This window comes from Chryseobacterium tagetis (assembly GCF_016735585.2).
Lineage (GTDB): Bacteria > Bacteroidota > Bacteroidia > Flavobacteriales > Weeksellaceae > Chryseobacterium > Chryseobacterium tagetis.
This window is the reverse complement of record NZ_JAERSE020000002.1, coordinates 580039-606502: the sequence shown is the minus strand read 5'-3', so window position 1 is coordinate 606502 and position 26464 is coordinate 580039. Positions and strand designations below refer to the sequence as shown.

The following is a 26464-nucleotide window of genomic DNA, read 5'->3' as shown; positions in this document are numbered from 1 at the left end:
TTGGGTCTCTCTTTTTTTATCCTATTAAATTTCAGAATCCTGAAAATCATATTCTCCTGTCAAAGAATCTATATGCACTTCTTCCTTGTCCTGTTTTTGCATTTTCTTTTGCCTCGAGTTTTCTTCAATTGCTCCGGCAATACCGCCAATCAGACCAAACATTCCGTAGGTGCTATTCGACTGAACCGGAAAAAGCGATCCTTTATTGCTTATGATATAAAAGCCTTTTTCATTTCTGTTTAATTCTACAAAACCTGACATCGTTTTTTTATATGCCTTTCCATTTTCAACATAAGCGAAGATTTTAAAAGCAGAAATTTTGTTCTTTTTACCGTTTTCTTCTTTAATTGCCTTAGTCACTTCCCCTTTATCATTTCTTTCAAGAACGTAATTTCCCTGCTCCGGAACCTGATTGAAAAAAGATTGATGATCCAGATAAATACCATCTTTCAGCTGATCTCCTTTAAAAACCTCGTAATTATTTTTTGCAAAAGTTTCATAATCCTTCAGATCAGCAAACACAACTGATTTTTCTGTAGGCTTTATCTCATATGATTTTTTAATAAAAATGGAATAAATTGTAGGTATATTTTTGACCATAAATTCTGAAACCTCTTTATTACTAAAAGAAAATACCGTGTCTTTTTTGTATAAAAAATGATACTGATCTCCATCTTTTAAAAATGTTTGAGCAGAAAAATCCATTTTTCCTTCCGTATTTTTTCCCACAGTCTCTCCAACGGATAATTTCAGTCTTTTTAAAATCAGGATAAATTCGAATCCTCCTCCCTGATAATTCGATTTTGTGTACCAGCTTCCGAAATCATTAGAAGGTGTCGTAGGAAAAACAACTTCCTTCATTTCTTTAGTCTCTCCAAATGGTAATGTCCCGATTGATTTATCTTCCCTCTGATCAAGAACAGTAAGAAATTTATAAGCACTCCCTTCGCTGTTATTCGTTATATTCCCTCTGAATTTGATTACTTCTTTGTTTTGGGCAAACGAAATGATCACAAAACAAGTCATAAAAGCCTGCAAAAATTTTTTCATAGTTTAAATTTTCCGCAAAACTAAGCATTCCATTAAAAATTAAACGACCCTCACAAATAAATTATGAGGGTCGTCCAACATTAAAAAAATAAACTATTATGGAGTTTGTCTAGGTTTTGAATTATTATCGTTTCCATGAGGCTTTCTTTCATTCATTTTATCTCTCATCATGCCTTCAGACTGAAACAATTTCAAAACTTTCTGACAAGGAATTACTTGTTGCATCTTGTCTGCATATCTTTTTCTGTTATCCAATAGCTTCTGCCCTACTTCAAAACTTTGCTGCAGTTTAGCTTTAGCTTCTTCATCAGATAAAGTCTCAGGATTAAAATTAGAATTAAACTGGCTTTTTATCTGTCTCTGGCTATCCAGATATTCATTATAAATTGCAGTAAATTCAGTTTTATCACTTGGGTCAATATTTAAATTATCCATCACCATATTGTTCCTGAACTTTGTAAGAAGCTCTTTTCGTTCTTCAGGAGAAAGATTGTTGATCACCTCTTTCCTCTGTTTAGGATCCATTTTTTTCCAGTCATAGTCTGTCCTTTGTGCATTTAAACCAAGACCATAAATGATAAAAAGGGTAAATAATATCTTTTTCATCTTTTTTAATTATATAAATCCAAATAAACATCCTGATTTGAATTACTTGCTAATTCTGAAATTTCAGAATTTGTAAATGATTCCAAATATTCGTTCATTTGTTTTTCATTATGTTTTGAAGCAGCTTTCACAGTTTGAGGTTTTGTTTTTTCCTCTCCGCTATCCTGAACATAAGTTTCTTTGCTACTCTGATTTACAACAGTTTGATTATTATTTTCAACAGAAGTTAAATCAGATTTTAAGGTTTCATAAGCTATTTCGCTTTCTGTCTTTGGCTCTTGATTATTGATGGCATAGGCAGCCTGAGAATTTTCTTTTCCTTTTGAATCATCACTATTAAAAACAAAAGTCACTCCAAAAATCAAAGCTAATGAAGCTGCAGCTGCATACGCCCAATTCATTTTGAAAATAGGTGCTTTTTTAGCAGACAATACGCTATTCAGTACATTTTCCTGAATATTCTCAAATAATTTTTCAGGAACTGTGTAAATATTTTTACGTTCTATTTTTTCCAGATCAAAATTATTGATGCCGCTCAACACCTCTTTCTGAATATTTTCAAACAAATTTTCAGGAACTTTATAGATGTTTTCGCGTTTTAATTTTTCCAGATCAAAGTCTTTCATGTCGTTGTTTCTCAAAAATTATCTTCGTAATTCTCTTTGATATATTCTTCTATTTTTTGTTTGGCGTAATGATAATTTGTTTTTAGTGTTCCTACCGACATATCTACAATTTTAGATATTTCTTCATAAGGCAAATCATCATAATACCGCATCATAAATACCAGTTTCTGCTTTTCGGGCAGGCTTTGTATGGCATTCTGTAGTAGTATTTGTATTTCTTCTGCATCTCCTGCAGTATTGTAGGCAATAAGATTCTGCATATGATATTCAGGATCTTCATCAGATTTCTGCATTTTCTTCATCTTATTTACTTGCTGTAATGCTTCGTTGGTAGCGATTCTGTACAGCCATGTGTACAATTGGCTATCGTTTTTGAACTGGTGAAAATTCTGATAAGCTTTAATAAAAGTATCCTGCAAAGTATCCTGAGCAAGATCTCCGTCCACAATAATTCTTCTTATGTGCCAATACAATCTACTCTGATAAGCATCCATCAATGCGCGAACTCCTTTTTCCTGAGTTCGTGGGTCTTGCATCAACGAAATAATTTCCGCGTCCTTAATCTTCATAAGATGCTTTCATTGTTTTGGATTACAAAAATATCTAAAAGTTAAATTACTTATTCAATTTTTAGTCCAATATATCAAAAATAATATCAGATCGTTATGTTTATTGTCTTTATAGGGAGAAAATAATTCTGTAACGTTCTTATTTTATAAAACTAAACCTAAAACCTTATCTTTGTTTTATGCAAATTGTAATCATTGGTTCCGGAAATGTGGCCTATCATATGGCAAAAGCTTTTGTACTGAATAGTATTCCATTAGCTCAGATTTTTGGCAGGAACGAGACTGAATTGAAAAAAATTTCTGAAGAATTGAAAGTTCCTTTTTCAACAGAAAACCTGAAAGATGCAGATGTATATATCATTTGTGTGAGTGATAATTCGATAGAAGCTGTTTCTAAGATCATTACCAAAAAAGATTGTCTGGTTACCCATACTTCAGGATCATTATCCAAAGAAATTTTAGCAGGGGAGTACAGAAAATCAAGTCTTTATCCCTTACAGACCTTTTCAAAGTCAAAAGAACTGGACTATTCGAATATCCCGTTTTTTGTAGAGGCAGATAATGAAGAAGACAAAAAAATATTGTTTGAATTGGCATCTAAGATCTCCAAAAGGGTAATGGAAAGTACTCATGAAAAAAGAAAATACATTCATTTGACTGCAGTTTTTGCCTGTAATTTTGTGAATCATCTTTTTTCAAGGGCTAAAGAAATTTCAGATTCTCAGGAGATTCCATTTGATTATTTTTTACCATTAATTAATGAAACGGTAGAGAAAATTTATGAAATAGAGCCAAAATCTGCACAGACAGGACCGGCGGTAAGAAACGATAAAAGAATTCTGGAACTGCATGAACAATTGCTAAAGGATGAAAGTCTTCAGATTTATAAAACAATGAATCATTCTATTCAAAAAATGTATAATTTATAGAAATGTTAACCGCTTGAGATTCTAAGTTGGTAAATTAACATCTCAACAACTTAAAATAAAATGAGTTATAAAGAGAAACTAAAAGATATTAAAGCATTTGTTTTCGATGTAGATGGTGTTTTCACAGACGGAAGTGTTTATCTGATGCCTGGAGGAAATATGTCCAGAGTAATGAATGTTCTGGATGGATATGCAGTCGTTAAAGCTTTAAAAAACAATTATTTAATTGGAGTTATTACCGGAGGAAATGACGATATGGTAAAACATAGAATCAATTATCTCGGAATAGAAGATTATTATCCAAAATCTCATAATAAATTGGTTGATTTTGAAGATTTTAAAAAGAGATATAATCTTAAGAACGAGGAAATTCTAACGATGGGAGATGATTTACCGGATATTCATATGATGGAAAATTCTGCCATTGCAGCCTGTCCTGAAAATGCAGTTCCGGAAGTAAAAGCCGTTTCAGATTATATTTCTACGATAAAAGGAGGGAGTGGAGCAGTACGCGATGTGATTGAGCAGGTAATGAAAGTTCAGGGAAAATGGCACGATGATAATACCCAATCTATTTAATTGCAGAAAATGAAGATATTATTAGCGTCACAATCTCCGAGAAGAAAAGAACTCTTATCAAGTTTAGGCTTCGATTTTGAAGTGGTAAAAATTGATTGTGAAGAAATTGTTCCTGAGCATATAAAAGTAGGAGAGGCAGCAGGTTATCTCTCTGAATTAAAGGCAAGTGCGTTCCGGAAACTGGAAGAAAATGAAATTTTATTGACTGCAGATACGGTTGTAGCCATTGATAATCAATTCCTTGGAAAACCACAAGATGAAGAGGATGCCAGAAAAATGCTGCAGTTACTTTCCGGAAAAACACATCAGGTTTATACCGGAATTACCATAAAAACTTTAGATAAAACAATTACAGAAACTGATGTTGCTGATGTTGAATTTGAAGAATTAAAAACTGATGAAATAGAATATTATATTAAAAACTATAAACCTTTCGATAAAGCAGGAAGCTACGGAATCCAGGAATGGCTTGGAATGGCTAAAATTAGAAAAATACATGGTAGTTTTTATACTATTATGGGACTTCCTACTCATTTGGTTTACAAAATTTTGAAAGAAATATAAAGAGTTTCAATATAAAATTTTATTATTTTTACAAAATCATCGAATCTGCTGATAATAAAATGCAGATTAGCGAGTTATATTGAATAATGAAAAAGAAAATTTTATTCCTTTTAACATCCTGTATCCTAATTTCTTGCGGAATGAAAGTCAAGAAGCCGGAACAACGATCTAAATTTTTAAAAGGTTTTTCCACATATTACAATACTCTTTTTAATGCTAAAGATGCATTAAATACAGAGTTTGAGACCCGTGACAAGGCGTATAAAGATAATTTTTATGCTCCTTATATTCCTATTCTTACCTATGAAGATCAGCCTTTGGGAAGTGATTTGGGGCAATCTGCTGCTTTTGCTGAAAATTCCATGAAGATGGGAGGAGTAAATAATAGAGGAGAAGGTGGGAGAACGGCTCCTAACCAACCTCAGGGAGCTCCGGGAATGTCCGGAATACCTGGAAATCCACAAGATCCTAATCAGGCTATTCCAAAAGGAGCTACTGCATTACAGATTTCTGAGGCAAAAGCTTTAAAAGCAATTAAAAAATATTCGGTAATTAAAAATGGTGAGGAAAAGAACAAAACCATTTTTGATGCTTATATGATTCTTGCACAGTCCCGAATTTATCAGAATAAACCGCTTGAAGCATTGGATGCTTTAAACTATGTTTTTTCTAATATGAAAGGGGATAAGAGAATTCCTCTGGCTTATATTTATCAGGGGCTGGCTTATTCTCAAATGAAAAATTATAATAAAGCTCATGAGATTTTTGCCAGACTTAAGGATGAGAAAATCAATAAAGATTATAAAAAACTTCTGACCATCTTCCATGCAGAATCTTTGCTTGATGCCGGAAGAAAGGAAGAAGCAATTACAGAACTAGACCTTGCTTATGAAGTAAATACCAACAGAAAACTAAAGAGCAGAATTGCTTATTTGAGAGGGCAGGTTTTAGAAAATCTCGGACAGAATGAAAAAGCCAGAGAAAGCTTTTTAGCCGCTTATAAATATGCCAATGATTTTGAATTTGAAGTAAAGTCCCAGATCGCAGTCGCAAAAACTTTCAATGGGAAAGGAGATTATAGCGGTGCAAGAAAATATCTTGAAAATATCAGTAAAAAAGGAACTTACGGTTCCCGAAAAAATGAGTTTTACTATGCTTTAGGTTTAATGGCCAACAAAGCAGGAAAAACAGATGAAGCTCAGCAGTTTTTCAGAAAATCTTTGAAAGAAAAAGTATCAGATCAACAACTTCGTGGCTTGACTTATTATGAGATAGGAAAGGGGTATTTAGACAAAAACGATTATATTGGTGCGGGAATTTATTATGATTCTGCACTTGCTGTAATGACTTATCAGCCTTCTAAAATTCTTTTGCAGGATCAATCATCTTATATCAAGAAAATCTCTAAAAACTACTATCTGATCAAGAAAAATGACAGTATTATTTCTTTAGCTAAAATGAGCCCTGAGCAAAAAACTGATTTTTTCACTAAGTATATTGCTAAGATCAAGGCAAAAGAAGAGAAAGAAGAACTGGAAAGAAGACGTGCAGAAAGAAATAAAGGTTTTGATACGGGAGATTACAATTCTACTTCTATTTTCGCCAACAGTTCCAATTCTTTTGAAGATTTCGGTGTTGCCACCAAAGGTTTTTATTTTTCCAATACAGGAACTGTAAGCAAAGGAACATCTTCGTTTAGACAAACCTGGGGAGACAGATCTCTTGCCGACAACTGGCGTTATTCCAAGAAAATGGCGACTCTTGAAGATATGAAAAATGAAGCGTTGGGAACGACTTCTGTCCCTAATCCAAGACGTTTTGAAACCGCTTATTATATTGAGCAGATTCCAAGTGATATAAGCCAGTTAAAAAAGGATAGAGACACAGCTTCTCTGGGATTGGGAATCATGTATCAGAACTATTTCACCAATACCCCTTTGGCGACAAAAACATTGTATGATCTGATAGATGTAAAACCTGAAGAAAAAGTAATGCTTCAAGCCCTGTACGAAATTTTCGCCATGAATTATGAGAAAAATCCGCAGGTAGCCGAAAGAGCAAAACAAATCCTTTTGAAAGATTATCCATATACTTCTTATGCTGAATTCGTAAGAAATCCGAAGAGCAATACTTTCGTAAAATCATCTGAAGATGTAGAAAATACTTATAAACAGGCTTATGCATTATATGAAGCCGAAAAATTTACAGAAAGTAAGGCCATTTTAGATCAGGCTATCCAGCAATATCCGAAAGATGCCTTAGTTCCCAAGCTTTATCTTTTAAATGCCTTTAATTCAGGAAAAGCGAATGGGAAAGAGGTGATGATTCTCCAGCTGGAACAAATTGCCTTAAACTATACCAAAACGCCTGAAGGGATAAAAGCAAAGGAAATGCTTAATTACTTAAAAAGTGATGTCAAGTTTCAGCCTACAGATAATAAAGGGAATACGGTTCCCCAAAATAAAATGAATAATAATGTTGCTCCTCAGCAACCAAACAATGCTCCTCAACAAATAGGAACATTAAATGAAAGCAACAGCAACAAACCGCCAAAGAAACCGAACAATAATCCTCCGGGAATGCAGGTTCCAAACGCAAATCCAGTTCCTGCGAAACCTCAATAAAATAAAAAAGCGAAGAGTAATTTCTTCGCTTTTTTATGCATAATCTGCTTGTTCTGTTATATAGAATCTTCCGATTTCTTTTTCTTTACTCCATGAAAATCTTTAAGGTAAAAAGGTTCAAAGTAAGCTATATCTTCAAACTCTTTTCTTTCTATTTTTTCAAGGCTTTTTTTAATTAAATACTGAGCAGAAGGGTAGATGTCTTCATGATAATCAGCATTGGGAAGCTGTAAAATTTCCTTTGCTTTTTTAGATCCGTCTCCTACAAATACTATTTTTTTGTCTTTAAATTCTTCAAAAGAATGCTCATCTAAAATTTTGGCTTCCGTTTCAGAAATCTCTTTACCTGTTTTTCCATCATAAACGGCTGTATAAACCTCCATTCGTCTTGCATCGATCAAAGGGATCACAAAGTCATAGTTTTTGTCTAAAAAAGGCTCTATCATGCTTTCTAAAGAGTTAACCGCAACCAATGGAATTTTCAATCCATAGCAAAAGCCTTTTGCTGAAGAAGCACCAATTCTTAATCCAGTATAAGAACCCGGACCTTTTCCTAAAGAAACCGCTTCAATATCTTTCATTGAAATTCCGGCTCCTTCCAAAGCCCATTCAACAAATGTGTGAAGACTTTCAGACTGTTTATAATTATCGGAAACCTCCTCTGTAAGGCACAAAAGTTTTTCATTATCTGAGATCGCCACCGAACAGTTCTTTGAAGAAGTTTCTAGATATAAAATTTTCATTTTCTCAATATATAATTTAATGACTTAGCAATCAAAAATGCTAAATATTTCTGCAAATTTAAACCATTATTTTGAGACTATTTTCTGTAAATCGTTCTCGGTTCTGCCTGAGCGGTCGGGTAGATTGTCATATCCGAAATACAAACATGTTTCGGGGCATTTACACAATACGCAATGGAATCGGCAATATCTTCGGCTTTTAAAGGTTCATATCCTGCATATACCGTTGCTGCTTTATCGCTGTCTCCTTTAAATCTTACCATAGAAAAATCAGTTTCTACAGCTCCGGGTTGAATATTGGTTACTTTAATTCCGAATTCCGTTAATTCAATTCTCATTCCTTCAGAAATTACATCAACCGCTTTTTTAGTGGCACAATACACAACTCCATTAGCATACGTTTGCCTTGCTGCAACAGAACTGATATTTACTATATGTCCTGAATTTCTTTCTTTCATTCCCGGAATAATCATTTTAGAAACATATAAAAGTCCTTTCACATTTCCATCGATCATTGAATCCCAGTCATCTGTTTTTCCTGCTGAAAGAGGATCTAAACCATGGGCATTTCCGGCATTATTAATCAAAACATCAATATTTTTCCATGCTGCAGGAAGTGAATTGATCGCCGTTTCGACTTCTTCTAAATTTCTTATATCAAATTTTAAACTAAATATTTCGGTGAATTCCGATAATTCAGTTTTTACTGATTCTAATACGTCAGATCTTCTTCCACAAATGATAATTCTTTTTCCCTGTTTAGCAAGCAGTTCTGCTGTAGATTTTCCTATTCCGGAAGTTGCTCCGGTCACTAATATTGTTTTCATTTTATTGTAAAATGTATAGTTATAGATGGTAAAAATTTTTCCCCTTTATATTTTTAGTTAGCATCGAATGCTTCAAAAGCATTTTCAATATGTTCTATAGTCAAATTCCTTTTTTCATCGGGAAGAACAGCAATAATATCAAATCTCACTTCCTGATTTTTTTTAAATTCTTCCAGATAACGATTCGCTGCGGAAACGATCAATTTTATTTTGGTCTTAGTTACTGCTTCTTGAGGTAACATAAAAGCATCCGTTGAACGGGCTTTCACTTCCACAACAACAATCAGATTATCTTTTTCTGCAATAATATCGATCTCAGCTTTTTGAAAACGAAAGTTTCTCACTAAAATTTTATAGCTGTTTTTCTGTAAATATTCAACTGCTAAATCTTCCGCTTTTTTTCCAAGATCGTTGTGAGTTGCCATATTTGATAATTTAAAAGGTTATTAAAACTCAATCTTTACCTTATCTGCAACTTTCATTTGGAGATTACTTCCGATAATCAAAGGACGATTGTCCTTGATATGACCGTTTGGAAAGCCAAAAACTACCGGAAAATCATACTTTGAAATTCTTTCAGAGATTAATTGATACGCAAATTCATCAAAGCTTTCTTCATATTGTTTATTCTCCTTTTCATCACCCATATTGGTCATTCCTCCCACAATCAATCCTGAAATTTGATTAAATACTCCAGCGAGCTCAAGACTCATGATCATTCTGTCAAGTGCATAGAAGTTTTCTCCGATATCTTCAATGAATAAAATTTTATCTTTAAAGTCAAAAGAATATTTGGTTCCTAAAAGAGCGTAAATCAGGGCTAAATTTCCTCCAACTAATTCTCCCTCAGTAGTTCCTTCCTTATTAAATTGATGCGATTTAAGACTATATTTTGGAGTTTTTCCTTTTAAAATATCAAAAATCAGTTCATAGCTTTCTTCAGTCACTCCAAAACTCGATGTTTTAATAGTTTGCCCATGAATGGAAGCAAATCCTTTCTTCAATAAATAACTTTGGATTACTGTATTATCAGAATATCCGATATACCATTTCGGATTTTTCGTAAAGTTTTTAAGATCTAAATCCTGAATAAGATGCTGACATCCATATCCTCCTCTTGAAGCCCAGATTGCACTTATTTCAGTATTATTTAAAGCCCAGTTGATATCTTTTGTTCTTTCCTGTTCCGTTCCGGCGTAATTATATCCGTTTGAAAATTTGGTATAAAGATGTTCCCCCAAAACAGGTTCATATCCTTTACTTTTAATCATTTCAATTCCTTGTTCCAACTGAGAAGCTTCTACAGCTCCTGCAGGAGAAATTACAGCTATTTTATCACCTTTTGAAAGGGGTTTTGGAAAGATTATTTTTGTCATTTGGCTTTTTGATATTTTACTTCAGTCTTCTCTGCTTCTTCTAAGCGTTTATCAAACTGATTGAACATTTTGAAACTCTGTAAAAAGATAAAGAAACTGAATACAATAAGGATTACGCCTACAATTCTTCTGATTTTATTTGCCAGTTTCTGGGTCAGTTTATCATGGAATTGTTTAGCTAAAAATATTTTGATAAGGTCTATGAACAGGTAAGTACCGATCACAATCCCGATGTATAAAATAAAATTGCCGGTATCCGGATATTGATTTCTCACCGAAATCACCGTTACCAGCCAAAAAAGGATTACTCCTACATTTAAAAGATTGAAGAAAAAACCATTAATAAAAGTCTTGAAATAATTTTGATTAATGATTTTTTCTTCACCGGGCATATGCATTTTGGTTTTCGTGACCATCATTACAATTCCATATACAAAGATAAGAATGGATGTAATTCTGTAAAAACCGGGATGTTTATCAATTAAAGTTACAATATCTGCACTCGCATAATAAGCTGCTAAAATACACAACAGGTCTGCAGAGATAACTCCTAAATCCAAAGCCAGAGCATGTTTCGGACCTCTGGAAAAACTGGTTTCTATTAAAAGGAAAAAAATAGGTCCTATAAAAACCAGACTCAACATGAATCCTAATACAACAGCAGATAATATAAGTTCAAACATTCAGTATTTTTTTAAAATGGAAACTTACATTGCCATTTCATTTTATACAAATTTAAACTTTATGATTTAATTATTCAACAATCTTAAAGTCCAACTGCTTTTGAATTAAGTTTGCTTTCACCACTTTTATCTGAACATTATCTCCTAACTGATATTTTTTACCGTGTTTCATTCCGTATACTGCGTGAGTTTTTGCATCATACATGTAGGAATCATCTACTAAATCTCTCAATTTAATTAAACCTTCTGCGCCATTTTCAGGAATTTCTACCCAGAAACCGAACTCTGCAACACCGGAAATTACTCCATTGAAAGTTTCTCCCAAATGTTTTTCCATGAATTTCACCTGCATGAATTTGATGGAATCTCTTTCTGCATCAGCAGCCAATCTTTCCATAGAACTGCAGTGTTTTGCTTTTTCTTCAAGCTCCGGTCTGTTTGGAGATTTTCCGCCATCCAGATAATGCTGAAGCAATCTATGGGCAATCAAATCCGGATAACGACGGATAGGAGAGGTGAAGTGACTGTAATAATCAAAACCAAGACCGTAATGACCAATCGGTTCTGTAGAATACACCGCTTTGCTCATACTTCGCATCGCTAACGTTTCGATCATATTTTCTTCGCCCTTCCCTTTTACATCATGTAATAATCTGTTTAAGGATTCAGCGACTTTTTTAGTATTGGCAAGATCCATTTTATATCCGAAAGTGGAAACAAAATCTCTTAAAGATTCTAATTTTGCCGGATCTGGATCGTCGTGAACTCTGTAAATAAAGGTATTCTGAGTGACATCTCCTTTTTTATTTAAGGAAACAAATTCAGATACTTTTTTATTGGCCAACAACATGAATTCTTCAATTAAATGGTTGGAATCTTTGCTTATTTTAAAGTAAACCCCAATTGGTTCATTGTTTTCATCCAAATTAAACCGAACTTCACTTCTGTCAAAAGTAATCGCCCCATTTTTAATTCTCTGCTGACGCATAATTTTCGCCAGCTTATCTAAAACAAGAATTTCTTCTTTAAAATCTCCGTCTTTCCCTTCAATTCTTTCCTGTGCTTCTTCATAGGTAAATCTTCTGTCAGAATGAATTACGGTTCTTCCAAACCACTGTTTCTTGATTTCTGCACTATCATTTAATTCAAAAACCGCAGAGAAGGTAAACTTGTCTTCATGCGGACGAAGTGAGCACACATCGTTACTCAACACTTCCGGAAGCATCGGTACAACACGATCTACCAAGTATACAGACGTTGCTCTTTGATACGCTTCATCATCCAGAATCGTTCCCGGAACTACATAATGAGATACGTCGGCAATATGAACTCCGATTTCCCAGTTTCCGTTTTCTAATTTTCTGATGGACAACGCATCATCAAAATCTTTTGCATCTTTCGGGTCAATCGTGAACGTTGTAATTCCACGCATATCCCAACGTTTTGCTACTTCTTCATCATTGATGCTTCTGTCAATTTTATCGGCATCTCTTTCAACCTCTTCAGGGAATTCATAAGGCAAACCATATTCTGCAAGAATAGAGTGGATCTCCGTTTCATGTTCTCCCGGAGCTCCTAAAACCTGGATAATTTCACCTTCAGGGTTTTTATCTCCCGGTTTCCATTCTGTCATTTTTACGATCACTTTATCGCCGTCTTCAGCACCACCGAATTTTCCTTTTGGTATAAAAATATCTGTATTGATCGATTTTTTATCGCAAACCACAAATCCGAAATCTTTATGAGGAACTACCTGTAAAGTTCCTACAAATTCAGTTCTTGTTCTTTCCAATACTTCCAGTACAGAGCCTTCCAGTTTTTTTCCTTTGTAAGTATAAGTTACAATCAAAACCTTGTCGCCCTGTAATGCATCTTTCACGTTTTTGGAATGGATAAAGATATCATCCTCCAATCCTTCAACTTTCACGTAGGCATTTCCGGATTGATTGAAATCGATAATTCCGGTTAATGTCCCTTTTATATTCAGGTTAATAATATATTTTCCTTTTTCAGTTTCTTTAATTCTTTCGGAAGCCTGAAGTTTATGTAAAGCCTGAATGACAAGCTCTCTTTGTCTTGGATTTTTATAATCTATTCCATCCGAAATCTGTTTGTAATTATAGATCTTCGTAGAATCTTCATTCATGAAACGTAAGATTAATCTTCCGATTTCCATGAGTTTATGGTCATTTTTTTGACTTATATATTTTCTTTTTTTTGGCATATTAATTTTCTTATTAATTCGTTATAGTCCTAATTTTATTTAAGACTATTTTAAAATTATCATTACAATTCTGATAATTCTAGTATTCCATTTTTTAACTTTATTTTGTAATTCTACATCATCAATTTTCTTTCCAACTAATTTATAATGGATGCTAGACTTTGTATAAAATTACTACAAAAATGGAGAAGAGAGGAGAAAACCTTCTATTAAATATTTTTAAAATATAAAAAGGATTCTATTGGAAATAATAGACTGGTAAAATCTATTGGACAGCGCAAAGATATAAAATAAAAAATAAATAAGGCTTGTAATATGATTTACAAGCCTTTATCATTTTTAGCAAACTGCAATTTTATCAACTCTGTTTTGGTGTCTTCCCCCTTCAAAATCTGTAGAAAGAAATTTGTTCGCAATTTCTATAGCTACTTCTTTTGCAATGAATCTTGCCGGGATCGAGATCATATTCGCATCATTGTGCTGTCTCGCCAATTCTGCAATTTCCGGCATCCAGCAAAGTGCACAACGGATTTTCTGATGTTTGTTGGCTGTGATCTGAACTCCGTTTCCGCTTCCGCAGATTAAGATTCCAAGTTCGTTTTCTCCATTTTCTACTGAGGTCGCTGCAGGATGTACGAAATCCGGATAATCAACACTGTCTGTAGAAAAAGTTCCGAAATCCTGAACTTCAAAATTTTCTTCCAAATGTTTGATAAGGATCTGCTTGTATTCAAAACCCGCGTGATCTCCTGCAATAGCAATTTTTCTTTTCATTTTTACTTTTATTTTATATCTACTGTAATTAAATCTTTCGGCAAAGTTACGTTAAATCCGAATTTAATTTTCTTTGTTTCATTAGGTTTTATATTAAAATTCCAAACAATTGAACCCGACTGGCTATCATAGGTTGCATTATCAGTATTGATCAGTTCAATTTTTGTATGTTCAGATGTAGAAAGCGGAATCTGATCTTTCAATTCAAGGTTTACAGCAGTTTCTTTATTATTCTTAACCGTTATCTCATATGCATAACTTTCTAACTTTTCTACTTCACCTAAACTTTTAGTTTGTTTGCTAATCAATTCTCTTTTAGTAAGAATATTAGAATCACTTCCAAGACTGATCAACATTTCACTGGTCAGCTGATTGGTATCAATTCCTACCCCTCCAATTAGCATATCATCCATAAAAATATCTGCATTTCCCGGAAGAAAATTATATTTTGAATAATCTTTTATGTAAGCGAGTAGGAAGGTTTTATTTTCTAGTTTCGGTGTTGCAAAATATTTATAGCCTGTCGTTACTTCAAATTCATTAATATCTTCAGTTACTTCAATATTACTTGGAATAACTGCATCTTTATCTAAGCTTATCTCGGTCTTCATCGTTTTTTGAGAGATTCTTGAATTGCCGGTAGCTGCAACTTCCATCATTAATGCAGATGATTTGGTAGTGCTTTTTTCTCTTTGGAATGCCTGATTGGAAACATAATAATCTCTTTCCGTTCTTAAAAACCATCGATCGAGTTCATAAGGTTTATCTTCAGAACTGAAGCTTCCGTTGATCAGTTTTATAGGAACATTTTTAAGTTCAAGGCCTGTATTTTGCTGAATTTTAGCTTTATATGAAATTTTTAAAGGCGATTGAATTCCATTTGATTTAATTACATAATAAGCTCTCCAGCTTGCATCCTGGATATTTTGATTCACCTCAAAATTCACATGTTGCTTTTTATCACTTGTTACCTGAAGCACAAGAATATTGGAAAGCCCTGAATTTGTGGAAGATGAGTTTTTTTTGTTTTCCCAAATAGAAATTTTAGTCTGATACGCATTTTGTTTCATACTTAAAGAACTGTCTTGATTATACAACTCTTTAAGTGTTTTCTGATTGAACTCTATCATTTTCAGTATATCAGCAGAATTAGGATTTTGTAAAGCCTGATTCTTCTGAATGATTCCTATAGAATTTCTTGTTAAAGACAGCTCCTGCTCAACCTTTTTATAAGCTTTTCTGTAAAATTCTATACTGTCATTGATGGCATCAGTACCGTTATTTTTCCCAAGTTTGTCAGAATACAGATAAGAATTGTCATTATAAGATTCATATCGTATCAGATTAATCTTTTTATCAGGTTTAAAGGCAGAAATGTTTATTCCCGAATTCTTTCCAAATTCTTTAATAATGATATAATTCTTCCCGGGAAGGACATCTGCAGAGAAGGATTGTTTTAACATTCCGCCACTGTAATAGATTTTTGCTTCCTTTATTTTCGAAGTCGTTACCGTATAATTTTCCTGTCCAAAACACCTGAAAACAACCAATAAAAGAACCAATACACTGATTTTCATCATATTTATATTTTAAAAGTTTAAAAATCTGAACTTATTCACAATTTGTTAGTTAAATTCTTATTAACTGTTGAAAGCATTGTGAATAACTGTTGATAACTTCGTTAAAAATAATATTTTTTTTGTTAGATAAAATTTGTAATGAAAATCTCTCCAAAAAAATCGGCTACAAATTTTTAAAAACTTTTTTCCAAGTAATCTTTAGTTTTTCCATAAATCGGTTATTAATAATCAGGATTGGGGAAAAGTTATCAATAATTGTTAGTAACGAAATGAAAAATCACATTTTCAGGAAATTATAATGTAAATAAAATGTGAATTAAAGAAAAATTTCATGTTATCAAGTTTTAGCTAAAAAGTTATCCCCTAAATTCACAACACTCAACAACACTAGCGTATTCTTTTTTTTAAAAGAAAAAAAATTGTTGGTTAATAAGTGTTGTGCTTGCGGGAAACTTTTCTGAAAACTTTTTTCGGGTTGCGGCTTTTCAAGAATTTTAAAATCTTACATTTGTGAAAAGAAAATTCAACGTTATTTATGAAATCGGCTCTACAGAATTTCCCGTATAGGGAGGTTCCTGTAATGCAGGTATCATGACTATACAAAATAAACAGGATTATATGAAAACAATCAATGATTTCAATTTTAATGGTAAAAAAGCTCTGGTAAGAGTAGATTTTAATGTTCCTCAGGATGATCAGTTGAAAGTAACAGACAATACAAGAATAGTAGCTGTAAAACCTACAGTTGATAAAATTCTTAAAGATGGAGGATCTGTAATTTTAATGGCTCACTTAGGAAGACCAAAAGGTGAAGTAAAAGATGAGTTTTCATTAAGACATATTGTAGAAGAAGTTTCTAATGTATTAGGACAGGAAGTTAAATTTGTAGACGAGTGTGTAGGAGAGAAAGCGGAAAAAGCTGCAGCTGAACTTCAGGCTGGTGAAATCCTTTTATTAGAAAATCTACGTTTTCATAATGAAGAAGAAAAAGGTGATGAAGCATTTGCTGAGCAACTTTCAAAATTGGCAGATGCTTATGTAAATGATGCTTTCGGAACCGCGCACAGAGCACATGCTTCAACCGCTGTTATTGCAAAATTTTTTCCATCAACTAAATTCTTCGGTTTATTAATGGCTAAAGAACTTCAGGCGATCGATAAAGTTTTGAAAAGTGGTGAACGTCCTGTAACAGCGATACTTGGTGGATCTAAAGTTTCAACTAAAATCACAATTATAGAAAATGTTTTACCGGCAGTAGATAATTTAATTATTGGTGGCGGAATGGCATTTACATTTATTAAAGCTCTTGGAGGTAAGATTGGAACTTCTTTGGTAGAGGAAGACAAATTGCCTTTGGCTCTAGAAATTTTAGGAAAAGCTAAAGAACACAATGTAAAAGTATATCTTCCTTCGGATACTATCATCGCGGAAAGTTTCAGTAATGATGCTGAAAGAAAAGAAGTAGATATTTATGCTATTCCTGAAGGATGGATGGGATTGGATGCTGGTCCGAGATCCAGAGATCAGTTCAATGATGTTCTTTTAAATTCAAGAACAATTCTTTGGAATGGCCCGATCGGAGTTTTTGAAATGTCAAACTTTGCTGCAGGTACTGTTGCTTTGGGTGAAAGTATTGCTGAAGCAACCAGACAAGGTGCTTTTTCTCTAGTTGGAGGAGGGGATAGTGTTGCTTTTGTAAAACAATTCGGTTACGGAGACAAAGTAAGTTATGTTTCTACCGGTGGTGGAGCAATGCTTGAAAGTCTGGAAGGTCTTGAACTTCCCGGAGTTGCTGCAATAAACAACTAAACTTAAAAATATTTTAAAGTCTGCTATATAATAGCAGACTTTTGTTTTAAATTACCCAAATTTCTTTGGTCTGTATTTATTTCAGGCTATTTTCTTTGTATAAAGATGATATTTTTGAAAATTTTCATGTTTTCTCCCTTCGTTATACTGTATTATTATCAATATAAAAAAATCTAGGCGATTCTCAGAGGGTTTGTTTGAAGTTCCGGAAAGCTTATATTTCTAAAATTGCATGATCTTTTCAAAAAAAAGTAAAATATAAATTTTATGTATTTTCTTTTTTTTGATTGTTGCTATTTTGTTTCTTCTGTACTGAACAATTACTAATTAAAAAAAATCTATGGCATTCTCAGAGGCTTAGTTTGAAATTTTTGATGCAGCTATATTTTATGCATCGATTAATTCTTTCAAGAAATATAATATTTAAAATTATTCAGCTTTCATTCTTTTCAATTTGTACTATTTTGTTTCTTCTGTACTGAACAATTACTAATTAAAAAAAATCTATGGCATTCTCAGAGGCTTAGTTTGAAATTTTTGATGCAGCTATATTTTATGCATCGATTAATTCTTTCAAGAAATATAATATTTAAAATTATTCAGCTTTCATTCTTTTCAATTTGTACTATTTTGTTTCTTCTGTACTGAACAATTACTAAATGAAAAAAATATACGCGATTCTCAGGCTGTTTGTTTTAGATGTAAAATGTTTTCTTTTTCGTCTAATTAAATTACTTACTAACATTTTATTCATATTTAAAAAAATAATCATTCGATTTTTTAGAATTCTAACTTTTAGAAAAAAATATTAACTAGAATATAGAATAAGGGAGTAACTGAACAGGATAAAAAAAGCCCGAGATAATGTCTCGAGCTTTTAATTTTTTATAAAAATAGTGAAAATTGACCTTTAGAAATGGCTTTAAAATCGATTTTCTATTTTTTTTCGATAATGTATATCAAACTAGAATATTCGTTGGAAAAAAGGGCTTTTACGTTAGAAATTGTTCCGTAGATGGTTGCTTTTAGCCAAAATAGAGGTGATTTCTTGTATTTTTCGCTCAACATAGAGATGTAATAGGAGTCAAGAACCAATGGTTTTATTTTTCTCATTTTCCAGTTTGATTTTTTTGCAATTAAATTTTCCATTCCGTTTTTTGAGAAATGATAGATATGTCTTGGTACATCATAAGCTGCCCAATATTCTTTATAATGTTTTGCATCGTAAGAAGTAGGGTTAGGAACTGCGATGATTAAAAGTCCTTTTTCTTTTAATTTGCTATTAAAAATTTCAAGCATTTCATCCTGATTTTCCACGTGCTCGAATACATGCCAAAGTGTGATTGCATCTAAAGTTTGATCTTCAACCGTATTGATATTATCCAAAATAGTTGCTTTTGATATTTTGTTTTTTGCAGCTTTTCTGGCATCAGAATCTGGTTCAAAACCAAAAGTTTCGAAATCATTTTCTATATATTTTACAAATTCTCCTGCACCGCATCCGTAATCCAGTACTCTTGAACCCTTCTTAATTCTGTCTAAAAGAATTGTTTTTTTATACTGTAAATTGAAGGATTGTAAAAATTTGTAAAGTTTTTCTTTTAAACTTCCTGAATCCTGATGATGGGAAATGTAATCTTCACTTTCATAGTATCTGGAAATATTAGATGGAATAGGGGAGGTCTTAAAAACTCCTTTTATTTCCGTTTCTTTAATTTCAAATATTTCCTGTGAAAGAAAATGATCTTTTATTTTCATTGAGGTTATTTCTTTAAATCATAAAAATTAAGATATTCAGAGATTGAAATAAGCTCATAAATACCTTAATTTTTGGTTTTATTTTATCTATGTTTCACGTGAAACATTTTTAATTTAACGTCCTAAATAGACCAGTAAAACGTTGATATCGGCAGGTGAAACCCCACTGATTCTTCCAGCTTGAGCGATCGTTTTTGGTCTTACATTTGACATCTTTTGTTTCGCTTCTGCTGACAAACTTGAGATTTTAGTATAATCAAAGTCTTCAGGAATCTTGATGTTTTCTAAACGATTCAGTTTTGCTACGTTCTCTTTTTCCTTTTCTATATAGCCTCTGTATTTAATATTTACTTCAGCCTGTTCTCTTACTTCATCATCATATGTAGAAGAAACTTCATTAATAAAGTCGATTCCATCTAGTTTTTCTAATGTCATATTAGGCCTTGTAAGGATTTGAGCTGCTCTGTAAGCCTGATCTACAGGATTACTTTCTATACTTTCAAGGATAGGATTAATGACTCCGGGCTTTAAAGAAGTTTCTCGAAGGAAGTTCTCAAGTTCCTCACTTTTAGTTACTTTCTCGTTTACTCTTTGTAATCTATCTTCTTTTGCTAACCCTAAGTCAAAAGCCTTCTGAGTTAGTCTGATATCTGCATTATCCTGTCTTAAAAGAAGTCTGTATTCTGCTCTTGAAGTGAACATTCTATATGGTTCTTCTGTGCCTTTTGTAATAAGATCATCAATTAAAACTCCGATATAAGCTTCATCTCTATTTAAGATAAATTCGTTTTTTTCTTTTACTTTATTGTGAGCATTGATCCCTGCAATAAGGCCTTGTCCGGCTGCTTCTTCATATCCTGTTGTCCCATTAATTTGTCCAGCAAAGTATAAATTATCGATCAATTTTGTCTCTAAAGTATGCTTTAATTGGGTAGGAGGGAAGTAGTCATATTCAATAGCATAGCCCGGACGGAATACTTTCACGTTCTCAAATCCCGGTATATGTTTCATTGCTTTGATCTGAACATCTTCGGGTAGGGAAGAACTGAATCCATTTACATAGATCTCTACGGTTTTCCAGCCTTCTGGTTCTACGAATAATTGGTGTCTGTTTCGTTCTGCAAAACGGTTGATTTTATCTTCAATACTTGGACAGTATCTTGGTCCCAAACTCTGAATTGTACCATTAAACATAGGACTTCTATCGAATCCTTCACGTAAAATGTCGTGTACTGTTTCGTTGGTATAAACGATGTGACAACTTAATTGTTTGGTTAACTTAGGGGTATCTAAATAGCTGAATTTTTGAGGATTTTTATCTCCTTTCTGTTCTTCCATTTTGGAATAATCCAAGCTTCTTCCATCTACTCTCGGTGGAGTACCTGTCTTCATTCTTCCTGCTTCAAAACCTAAAGAAACAAGCTGTTCTGTAATTCCAAAAGCTCTTGGTTCACCCATTCTTCCACCTCCTAATTGTTTATCTCCAACATGGATTAAACCATTCAGGAATGTACCGTTTGTAAGAACTACAGAACGTCCTTTTATCTCAATTCCCAATGAAGTAACAACTCCTACTACCTTGTTATTCTCAACGATAAGCTGTTTTACCATATCCTGGAAAAAATCCAGATTTGGTGTATTTTCTAATGCTAATCGCCATTCTTCTGCGAAAAGCATTCTGTCATTCTGTGTTCTTGGTGACCACATTGCAGGACCTTTGGAAAGGTTTAACATTTTAAACTGTATAGCTGATTTGTCTGCTATAATTCCTGAATATCCTCCCATTGCATCGATTTCCCGTACAATTTGTCCTTTCGCGATTCCACCCATCGCAGGATTGCAGCTCATCTGTCCGATCGTCTGCATATTCATTGTGATAAGCAGGGTTTTTGAACCGAGGTTTGCTGCTGCGGCTGCTGCTTCACATCCTGCGTGACCGGCACCAACTACGATTACATCATATATTTCTGAAATCATCTTTTTATTGCTTGTTTTAAGCCTTAAATTTTATTTTTTTTTACAAATGTTTCACGTGAAACATTATTTTAAAATACGTGCTAATATAGCTTGTATTGCGGTTTGTTTAGCTTGTTATTTAATTGTATTTTGCTAAATAATGATCTTCTTTTCCCCGCATTTCTTTTTCTTCTTCTTCGGTTTTATCCTTGTATCCGCATAGGTGAAGAATACCGTGAGCCAAAACTCTTCTCAGTTCTTCTTCATTATTTTTGGATAGGGTAGAAGCGTTATCTGAAATGCGCTGCAAAGATACGAAAATCTCTCCGCTTATAGTTTTGCCTTTCACATAGTCGAAAGTGATGATGTCTGTATAGTAATCATGTTGTAAATAATCCTGATTGACTTTCAATAAATATTCGTCGTCGCAGAAGATATAATTGATTTCACCAAGCTTTTTTCCTTCTGAAAGAATAATGTCTTTCAGCCAAGCTGTGTACTCTGTATTTACAGATTCGGGTAGGTTTTCGTAGAAGAATTGTATCATTGTTTTAAAACCAGTGTCCTAAAATAACACTGAATATGCCTTTTTGATTATTTTTAAGTGAATGACTGAAATTAAGTTTTATTTGTCCGAAAGGAGATTTATAGCCTGCTGTAATTCCCAGAGAACTATAATTTAACTTTACGGCATCTTCAAAACTAATATCATCTGATAGATTTGCAAAGGAGAAATTTCCGCTGACAAAATAATTTTTATTAAACTTAAATTGAACATCGTTGGAAATTAAAATTACATTATTAGAATTCAGCTGGGCAAAATTAAATCCTGCAAAGCTTCTAAAATTGACTACGTTTTGTTCGAAAATTCCTCCCAATCTGTACTGATAGAATTGTGGAAGATTTTCTCCGATTGTAATTCCTCCGTAAAGATTGAGACGATAGCTGAAATATTTTGTCAAAGGAATATTAATTCTGATATCTGCCTTTACCTGAACCAGTCTTTTTTCAACCTCTGATTTTAATAAATCTATAACTTTTCCTTCTGCGTTGATGTAAATTCCGCGAGTAGGGAAGTCTTTGTCATTTTGGGTATCACTTTTCAAAAAGACGTAGGGATTCATAAATCGGTTATATCTTTTGTTTGTGCCATTAGATTCTGCTTCAAAATAATCATAACTTAATCCTCCTCCAATCGCAAATTTATCTTTCCAGATCGATTGAATATAAAGTTCGTTTCTAAGCCATTCCCATTTGTCTATATCGTAATTATTAATATCTCTAAGAGTAAAGCTCATTCCTGATGAATAAATTCCCAATCCGGGAATATAGCCATTATCGATAAAATAGTTTAAGTAATATCTTGGCTGATCTCCTACAACAACATCTAATGAGAGGTTTGTATTTTTAAATAGAAGACGTTTTGCTGAATAATTTAAAAGTAATCCTGTTTTGAAAATTTCATCATAATGTAATCCGAATTTCAAAAAATGACGGGTTTCATCTTCAGTTACATATAGCTTGAGGTAATTAGCATCGTTTTCAGGAACGATATCGTAATTGATAAAGCGATAATTATTGGTGGCAACCAGCTTGTCTATTTTTTTGTTGATGCTTCCATAGGTTTCAAGAGAGGGGAGACGTAGTCCCATTTTTCCGAGAACATAGTTTTTACCGTATATTTTGCCTCCGTCTATGGAAATACTGTCAATCTTATAAACGTTGGAATAAATGGGGTTTATTTGCTGTCTTAGACGGTCAAACGGACGCTTTGGTAATTGATCGAGAATGTCTACATATTTTAAGCCTTCGACAAATCCGCTGTCGAGAATTTTTTTCTTTTCATCGTAGCTTGTTGCGGTCATCCCTTTCAGGTTCGGCTTAATATTGATGTCGGTGTATTTATACTGTCTTCTGGTATCTTTTTTAATTCCGAAATCAATAACTTGGTTTAAAATCGCTATAATATTGTTTAAATCCTCTCTTTTCGATAGATCCTGATTAAGGTCCACACCGATCACAATATCGATTCCTTTGTCCTTTAATGGCTTTGAAGGATAGTTAACCGTCATCGCTCCGTCAATGTAAATACTGTCACCTATTTTTACAGGATCCATTAATGAAGGAAATGCTGAACTTGCCATAATAGACTGTACCAAATCTCCTTTTTCAAAAATTTGCATATCGCCGCTTTCCAGATTGGTGGCAACGCACATGAAGGGAATAGGAAGTTTGGAGAAATCATCTATATTGGAAACATTCTTAAAGAGTTCTTTAAGCAAGTAAACATTTTTTTGTCCTGTACTGATAGAAGATGGGAGAGTAATTTTTCCGTTTTTTAAAGGAATTGATAAAAGGTATTTATCGACGGATTTATTATAGAAAGAAGTTTCCTGGCGTTTTGCTTTAGGATCCATGATTAACGAATAGAAATCTGTATCCATTACAATCTTTTCTATTTCCTTTCCGGAATACCCTGAAGCATATAAACCTCCTACAATGGCACCCATGCTGGTTCCGGAGATATAGTCTACTTTTACTCCCAAGGAATCCAATACTTTAAGTACTCCTACGTGAGAAAATCCTTTAGCTCCACCACCGGCAAGTGAAAGTCCGATTCTGGGATTTTTTGGAATCACCAGATCTTTCTTTACCTGAGACTGGATCAGAAGCAGCTGAAATGCAAATAAAATGATCAGGAATTTTCTCATAGGCTTAATCTTTTATATAGATCCGTTTTACTCTTGGTGAGATGGAGGTTAATACTTCATAGGTTATGGTTTTGCAGTAGGCTGCAAATTCTTTAAGGCTTGGGTAGGCATTAAATATGGTTACAGTATCTCCTTCTTTTACATTGGCAATATGATCTATATTAATCATCATCATGTCCATGCAGATACTTCCTACAATCGGCGCTAACGTTTTATTTATCCCAACATTTCCTATTTGGTTTCCAATTAACCTTGGAATTCCATCTGCGTATCCTACAGGAATTGTAGCTATTTTTGTTGTATGATCGGTTTTAAATCTTCTGTTATAGCCTACAGATTCACCGCTTTCTACTGTAGATATTTGTGAAATCACTGTTTTAAAACTGACTACAGAACGTAACTGTTTTTGTATTTCACTATTTGGTGATTCCCCTAACATTCCTATTCCAATTCTTACCATATCATATTGGTGGTCTGTATAACTTGTTATACCTGAGGAATTTAATGTATGTCGGATAGGAGTGTAGCCCAATTTTTCAATCAAATATCCTGAATTTTTTTCAAAGGCTTCCAGCTGATGCATAGTGAATTCCCTCTCTTCAGGTACATCTGAAGACGAAAGATGGCTGAAAATACTTTGAACTTTTAAATTTTTATGATGTAAAGTTTCGCTTAATTGATCTAATTCATTGTCTTTAAAACCAAGACGATGCATTCCGGTTTCAAGTTTGATATGGATCGGATATTTTTTATCATAGCCGGATTTCTGAACCGCTTCATAAAATAATTCCAAAACTCTAAAACTATAGATTTCCGGCTCCAGATTATATTCTATTACCGTTTCATAACTATGCTGCTCCGGATTCATCACAACAATTGGAACGGTGATTCCTTTTTTACGGAGTTCCACACCTTCGTCTACGAAAGCAACTCCCAAGTAATCAATGTGATGGTGTTGTAAAAATTCTGAAATTTCGTAACTTCCTAAACCGTAAGCATTTGCTTTTACCATGGCCATCATTTTGGTTGCAGGTTTCAGCAAAGACTTATGATAGTTGATGTTATGTAGAATAGCATTTAAATTGATCTCTAAAACCGTATCATGCTTTCTCAGTTCTAGAATATCTTTAAGCTTTTCAATTTCAAATTTTCTGGCTCCTTTTAAAAGAATAAGCTGATTTTCAATTTCTGTAATGTGTTTACTTTCAATTAATTCTTTAGTATTGATGAAAGTGAACGTTTTAGTTTTGAATAATTCACTGAATTTTGATATTTCGTTTCCTATTAAGAAAACAGAATCAAATTTTTGTTCGTTTACCAAATCAGAAACTTCTTCATAGAGTTCCTGTGAATTTGAATTGACGCCAACAATATCGGTGAGTACCAAAGACTTCTTTGGTTTATTGTATTCATTTAAAAATTGAAGGGCGGTTTTCAAAGAATCCAAATCAAGATTGAAAGAATCATTAATGATAATATTTCCTTTAATTCCTTCGATGGCTTCAAGTCTCATTTCAACGGCCTTCAGAGCGTTGATTTTTTCGACGATCTTTTGAGTTTCGACTTCTAACTCCTTTAAGACGGTTACAAGCGCTAAAGCATTGGTTAATGTAGCTTCGTCTCTTTGATGAACAGGAAAAGAGATTTCTTCACTGAAATATCGAACAACAACATTTTCGTCTTTTGAAATATTGCTTTTAAAAGAGATCTGATTGTTTTCCTTAAAACCGTAAGAAATTAATTTTTTACTTGAATAGAGTTCCTTTATTTTTTTGTCAACCAATAAATTGTCACCATTGTAAATAATGACTTCAGAATTTCTGAAAAGTTTAATTTTTTCATCAATAAGTTCCTCCTCCGATTTGAAATTGGCAAGGTGAGCAGTTCCAATATGCGTCAGTAAACCGATCTGAGGATGGAAAATATGCTCCAGCTTATCCATTTCATCTGGTTGGGAAATCCCGACTTCAAAAATTCCCAGTTCATGAGAAGTATTGATTTGAAGCAGAGAAAGAGGAAGTCCGATCTGTGAATTGAAACTTTTTGGGCTTTTAACTGTAGGAAATTCATTCCAGAGACATTGATACAGCCATTCTTTTAAAATGGTTTTTCCATTACTTCCGGTAATTCCGATAGATTTTAAATGGGCATTTTCAAAATGAAATTTTGCCAGTTTTTGAAGAAACTCTACAGAATTCTCTACAATAATCCAGGTTACATTCTCAAACTGAGGATATTGGTGTTCGGAAATAATGACATTTATACCTCTGTCAATAGCAGATTCAATGAATTTTTCACCCGAATTCGTGTGCGTATTGATGGCAATAAATGCGGTGTTTTTTGTGGAATAGATGATCCTGCTATCAAAAGCGATGTTTTTGATCATTAATTCACTGTCTCCAATTACTTTTGAATTGGTGATGTCTGCAATTTGATGTACTGTATAGTTCATTGGTGCCCTTTCTGCTGCTGTTTT

The 26464-nt window shown here is 33.3% G+C and carries 22 protein-coding genes; 5 read left to right on the top strand and 17 right to left on the bottom strand.

The window, feature by feature from the left end:
• Positions 1-24: 24 nt before the first annotated feature.
• The 4 genes from JI747_RS08215 to JI747_RS08200 form a co-directional block, all read right to left on the bottom strand.
• Positions 25-1050, bottom strand: a complete 1026-nt coding sequence (locus JI747_RS08215) for a hypothetical protein (RefSeq protein ID WP_225687623.1) — start codon at positions 1048-1050, stop codon at positions 25-27.
• Positions 1051-1146: 96 nt separating this feature from the next.
• Positions 1147-1656, bottom strand: coding sequence for a hypothetical protein (locus tag JI747_RS08210; RefSeq protein ID WP_225687621.1), 510 nt, complete (start codon positions 1654-1656; stop codon positions 1147-1149).
• A 5-nt stretch (positions 1657-1661) separates the two neighbouring features.
• Entirely contained in the window at positions 1662-2297 is a 636-nt protein-coding gene (locus JI747_RS08205) for a hypothetical protein (protein WP_225687619.1), read from the bottom strand.
• The gene (locus JI747_RS08200; protein WP_225687618.1) at positions 2294-2851 is read right to left on the bottom strand and encodes an RNA polymerase sigma factor; all 558 of its coding nucleotides are present in this window, start codon (positions 2849-2851) and stop codon (positions 2294-2296) included. The genes JI747_RS08205 and JI747_RS08200 overlap by 4 nt, the downstream gene beginning before the upstream one ends.
• Before the next feature lie 179 nt (positions 2852-3030).
• Between JI747_RS08200 and JI747_RS08195 the strand changes: the two genes are divergently transcribed.
• The 4 genes from JI747_RS08195 (at position 3031) to porW (ending at position 7547) form a co-directional block, all read left to right on the top strand.
• Positions 3031-3780 (top strand): Rossmann-like and DUF2520 domain-containing protein, encoded by a 750-nt coding sequence (locus JI747_RS08195; RefSeq protein ID WP_225687616.1) that lies wholly within the window; start codon positions 3031-3033, stop codon positions 3778-3780.
• Between the two features lie 60 nt (positions 3781-3840).
• Entirely contained in the window at positions 3841-4359 is a 519-nt protein-coding gene (locus tag JI747_RS08190) for a KdsC family phosphatase (RefSeq protein ID WP_225687613.1), read from the top strand.
• Between the two features lie 9 nt (positions 4360-4368).
• On the top strand, positions 4369-4923 hold the full coding sequence (locus JI747_RS08185; protein WP_225687611.1) for a Maf family nucleotide pyrophosphatase: 555 nt from the start codon (positions 4369-4371) through the stop codon (positions 4921-4923).
• Between the two features lie 86 nt (positions 4924-5009).
• Complete coding sequence (porW, locus tag JI747_RS08180; protein ID WP_449508536.1) at positions 5010-7547, top strand: type IX secretion system periplasmic lipoprotein PorW/SprE; 2538 nt, start codon at positions 5010-5012, stop codon at positions 7545-7547.
• Between the two features lie 56 nt (positions 7548-7603).
• Here the strand turns inward: porW and tsaB are convergent, their stop codons facing one another.
• From tsaB to JI747_RS08140, 8 genes are all read right to left on the bottom strand, one after another.
• Positions 7604-8290 carry a tRNA (adenosine(37)-N6)-threonylcarbamoyltransferase complex dimerization subunit type 1 TsaB gene (gene tsaB, locus JI747_RS08175; protein ID WP_225687607.1) on the bottom strand — a complete coding sequence of 229 codons (687 nt, stop codon included), beginning with the start codon at positions 8288-8290 and terminating at the stop codon, positions 7604-7606.
• A gap of 77 nt (positions 8291-8367) precedes the next feature.
• On the bottom strand, positions 8368-9117 hold the full coding sequence (locus JI747_RS08170) for an SDR family NAD(P)-dependent oxidoreductase (protein WP_225687604.1): 750 nt from the start codon (positions 9115-9117) through the stop codon (positions 8368-8370).
• A 53-nt stretch (positions 9118-9170) separates the two neighbouring features.
• The gene (locus JI747_RS08165) at positions 9171-9542 is read right to left on the bottom strand and encodes a YraN family protein (protein WP_225687602.1); all 372 of its coding nucleotides are present in this window, start codon (positions 9540-9542) and stop codon (positions 9171-9173) included.
• Positions 9543-9563: 21 nt separating this feature from the next.
• Positions 9564-10493 carry a S66 peptidase family protein gene (locus tag JI747_RS08160; protein WP_225687600.1) on the bottom strand — a complete coding sequence of 310 codons (930 nt, stop codon included), beginning with the start codon at positions 10491-10493 and terminating at the stop codon, positions 9564-9566.
• On the bottom strand, positions 10490-11176 hold the full coding sequence (locus tag JI747_RS08155) for a LysE family translocator (RefSeq protein ID WP_225687598.1): 687 nt from the start codon (positions 11174-11176) through the stop codon (positions 10490-10492). The genes JI747_RS08160 and JI747_RS08155 overlap by 4 nt, the downstream gene beginning before the upstream one ends.
• A 70-nt stretch (positions 11177-11246) precedes the next feature.
• Complete coding sequence (gene rnr, locus JI747_RS08150; RefSeq protein ID WP_225687596.1) at positions 11247-13400, bottom strand: ribonuclease R; 2154 nt, start codon at positions 13398-13400, stop codon at positions 11247-11249.
• A 339-nt stretch (positions 13401-13739) separates the two neighbouring features.
• The gene (rpiB, locus tag JI747_RS08145) at positions 13740-14174 is read right to left on the bottom strand and encodes a ribose 5-phosphate isomerase B (RefSeq protein ID WP_047441105.1); all 435 of its coding nucleotides are present in this window, start codon (positions 14172-14174) and stop codon (positions 13740-13742) included.
• Positions 14175-14182: 8 nt separating this feature from the next.
• Positions 14183-15754: a DUF4139 domain-containing protein gene (locus tag JI747_RS08140; RefSeq protein WP_225687595.1), complete on the bottom strand. Its 1572-nt coding sequence runs from the start codon at positions 15752-15754 to the stop codon at positions 14183-14185.
• A 618-nt stretch (positions 15755-16372) separates the two neighbouring features.
• Here JI747_RS08140 and JI747_RS08135 point away from each other — a divergent pair.
• Complete coding sequence (locus tag JI747_RS08135) at positions 16373-17563, top strand: phosphoglycerate kinase (protein WP_225687594.1); 1191 nt, start codon at positions 16373-16375, stop codon at positions 17561-17563.
• Between the two features lie 936 nt (positions 17564-18499).
• Here JI747_RS08135 and JI747_RS08130 read toward each other — a convergent pair.
• The 5 genes from JI747_RS08130 to JI747_RS08110 all read right to left on the bottom strand — a co-directional run bounded on the left by JI747_RS08130 (position 18500) and on the right by JI747_RS08110 (position 26440).
• The gene (locus JI747_RS08130; RefSeq protein ID WP_225687593.1) at positions 18500-19321 is read right to left on the bottom strand and encodes a class I SAM-dependent methyltransferase; all 822 of its coding nucleotides are present in this window, start codon (positions 19319-19321) and stop codon (positions 18500-18502) included.
• Positions 19322-19435: 114 nt separating this feature from the next.
• Positions 19436-21298 carry a tRNA uridine-5-carboxymethylaminomethyl(34) synthesis enzyme MnmG gene (mnmG, locus tag JI747_RS08125; RefSeq protein ID WP_225687592.1) on the bottom strand — a complete coding sequence of 621 codons (1863 nt, stop codon included), beginning with the start codon at positions 21296-21298 and terminating at the stop codon, positions 19436-19438.
• 118 nt (positions 21299-21416) lie between these two features.
• Positions 21417-21824: an rRNA maturation RNase YbeY gene (ybeY, locus tag JI747_RS08120; protein WP_225687591.1), complete on the bottom strand. Its 408-nt coding sequence runs from the start codon at positions 21822-21824 to the stop codon at positions 21417-21419.
• 4 nt (positions 21825-21828) lie between these two features.
• A complete protein-coding gene (locus JI747_RS08115) occupies positions 21829-23988 on the bottom strand; it encodes a patatin-like phospholipase family protein (RefSeq protein WP_225687590.1) in 2160 nt (719 codons plus the stop codon).
• Positions 23989-23992: 4 nt separating this feature from the next.
• Entirely contained in the window at positions 23993-26440 is a 2448-nt protein-coding gene (locus JI747_RS08110; RefSeq protein WP_225687589.1) for a bifunctional UDP-N-acetylmuramoyl-tripeptide:D-alanyl-D-alanine ligase/alanine racemase, read from the bottom strand.
• Positions 26441-26464: the final 24 nt, after the last annotated feature.

Coding starts and splice junctions, on each gene's coding strand:
- JI747_RS08215 (WP_225687623.1), bottom strand. CDS start 1,050: ATGAAAAAATTTTTGCAGGCTTTTATGACTTGTTTTGTGATCATTTCG.
- JI747_RS08210 (WP_225687621.1), bottom strand. CDS start 1,656: ATGAAAAAGATATTATTTACCCTTTTTATCATTTATGGTCTTGGTTTA.
- JI747_RS08200 (WP_225687618.1), bottom strand. CDS start 2,851: ATGAAGATTAAGGACGCGGAAATTATTTCGTTGATGCAAGACCCACGA.
- JI747_RS08195 (WP_225687616.1), top strand. CDS start 3,031: ATGCAAATTGTAATCATTGGTTCCGGAAATGTGGCCTATCATATGGCA.
- JI747_RS08190 (WP_225687613.1), top strand. CDS start 3,841: ATGAGTTATAAAGAGAAACTAAAAGATATTAAAGCATTTGTTTTCGAT.
- JI747_RS08185 (WP_225687611.1), top strand. CDS start 4,369: ATGAAGATATTATTAGCGTCACAATCTCCGAGAAGAAAAGAACTCTTA.
- porW (WP_449508536.1), top strand. CDS start 5,010: ATGAAAAAGAAAATTTTATTCCTTTTAACATCCTGTATCCTAATTTCT.
- tsaB (WP_225687607.1), bottom strand. CDS start 8,290: ATGAAAATTTTATATCTAGAAACTTCTTCAAAGAACTGTTCGGTGGCG.
- JI747_RS08170 (WP_225687604.1), bottom strand. CDS start 9,117: ATGAAAACAATATTAGTGACCGGAGCAACTTCCGGAATAGGAAAATCT.
- JI747_RS08165 (WP_225687602.1), bottom strand. CDS start 9,542: ATGGCAACTCACAACGATCTTGGAAAAAAAGCGGAAGATTTAGCAGTT.
- JI747_RS08160 (WP_225687600.1), bottom strand. CDS start 10,493: ATGACAAAAATAATCTTTCCAAAACCCCTTTCAAAAGGTGATAAAATA.
- JI747_RS08155 (WP_225687598.1), bottom strand. CDS start 11,176: ATGTTTGAACTTATATTATCTGCTGTTGTATTAGGATTCATGTTGAGT.
- rnr (WP_225687596.1), bottom strand. CDS start 13,400: ATGCCAAAAAAAAGAAAATATATAAGTCAAAAAAATGACCATAAACTC.
- rpiB (WP_047441105.1), bottom strand. CDS start 14,174: ATGAAAAGAAAAATTGCTATTGCAGGAGATCACGCGGGTTTTGAATAC.
- JI747_RS08140 (WP_225687595.1), bottom strand. CDS start 15,754: ATGATGAAAATCAGTGTATTGGTTCTTTTATTGGTTGTTTTCAGGTGT.
- JI747_RS08135 (WP_225687594.1), top strand. CDS start 16,373: ATGAAAACAATCAATGATTTCAATTTTAATGGTAAAAAAGCTCTGGTA.
- JI747_RS08130 (WP_225687593.1), bottom strand. CDS start 19,321: ATGAAAATAAAAGATCATTTTCTTTCACAGGAAATATTTGAAATTAAA.
- mnmG (WP_225687592.1), bottom strand. CDS start 21,298: ATGATTTCAGAAATATATGATGTAATCGTAGTTGGTGCCGGTCACGCA.
- ybeY (WP_225687591.1), bottom strand. CDS start 21,824: ATGATACAATTCTTCTACGAAAACCTACCCGAATCTGTAAATACAGAG.
- JI747_RS08115 (WP_225687590.1), bottom strand. CDS start 23,988: ATGAGAAAATTCCTGATCATTTTATTTGCATTTCAGCTGCTTCTGATC.
- JI747_RS08110 (WP_225687589.1), bottom strand. CDS start 26,440: ATGAACTATACAGTACATCAAATTGCAGACATCACCAATTCAAAAGTA.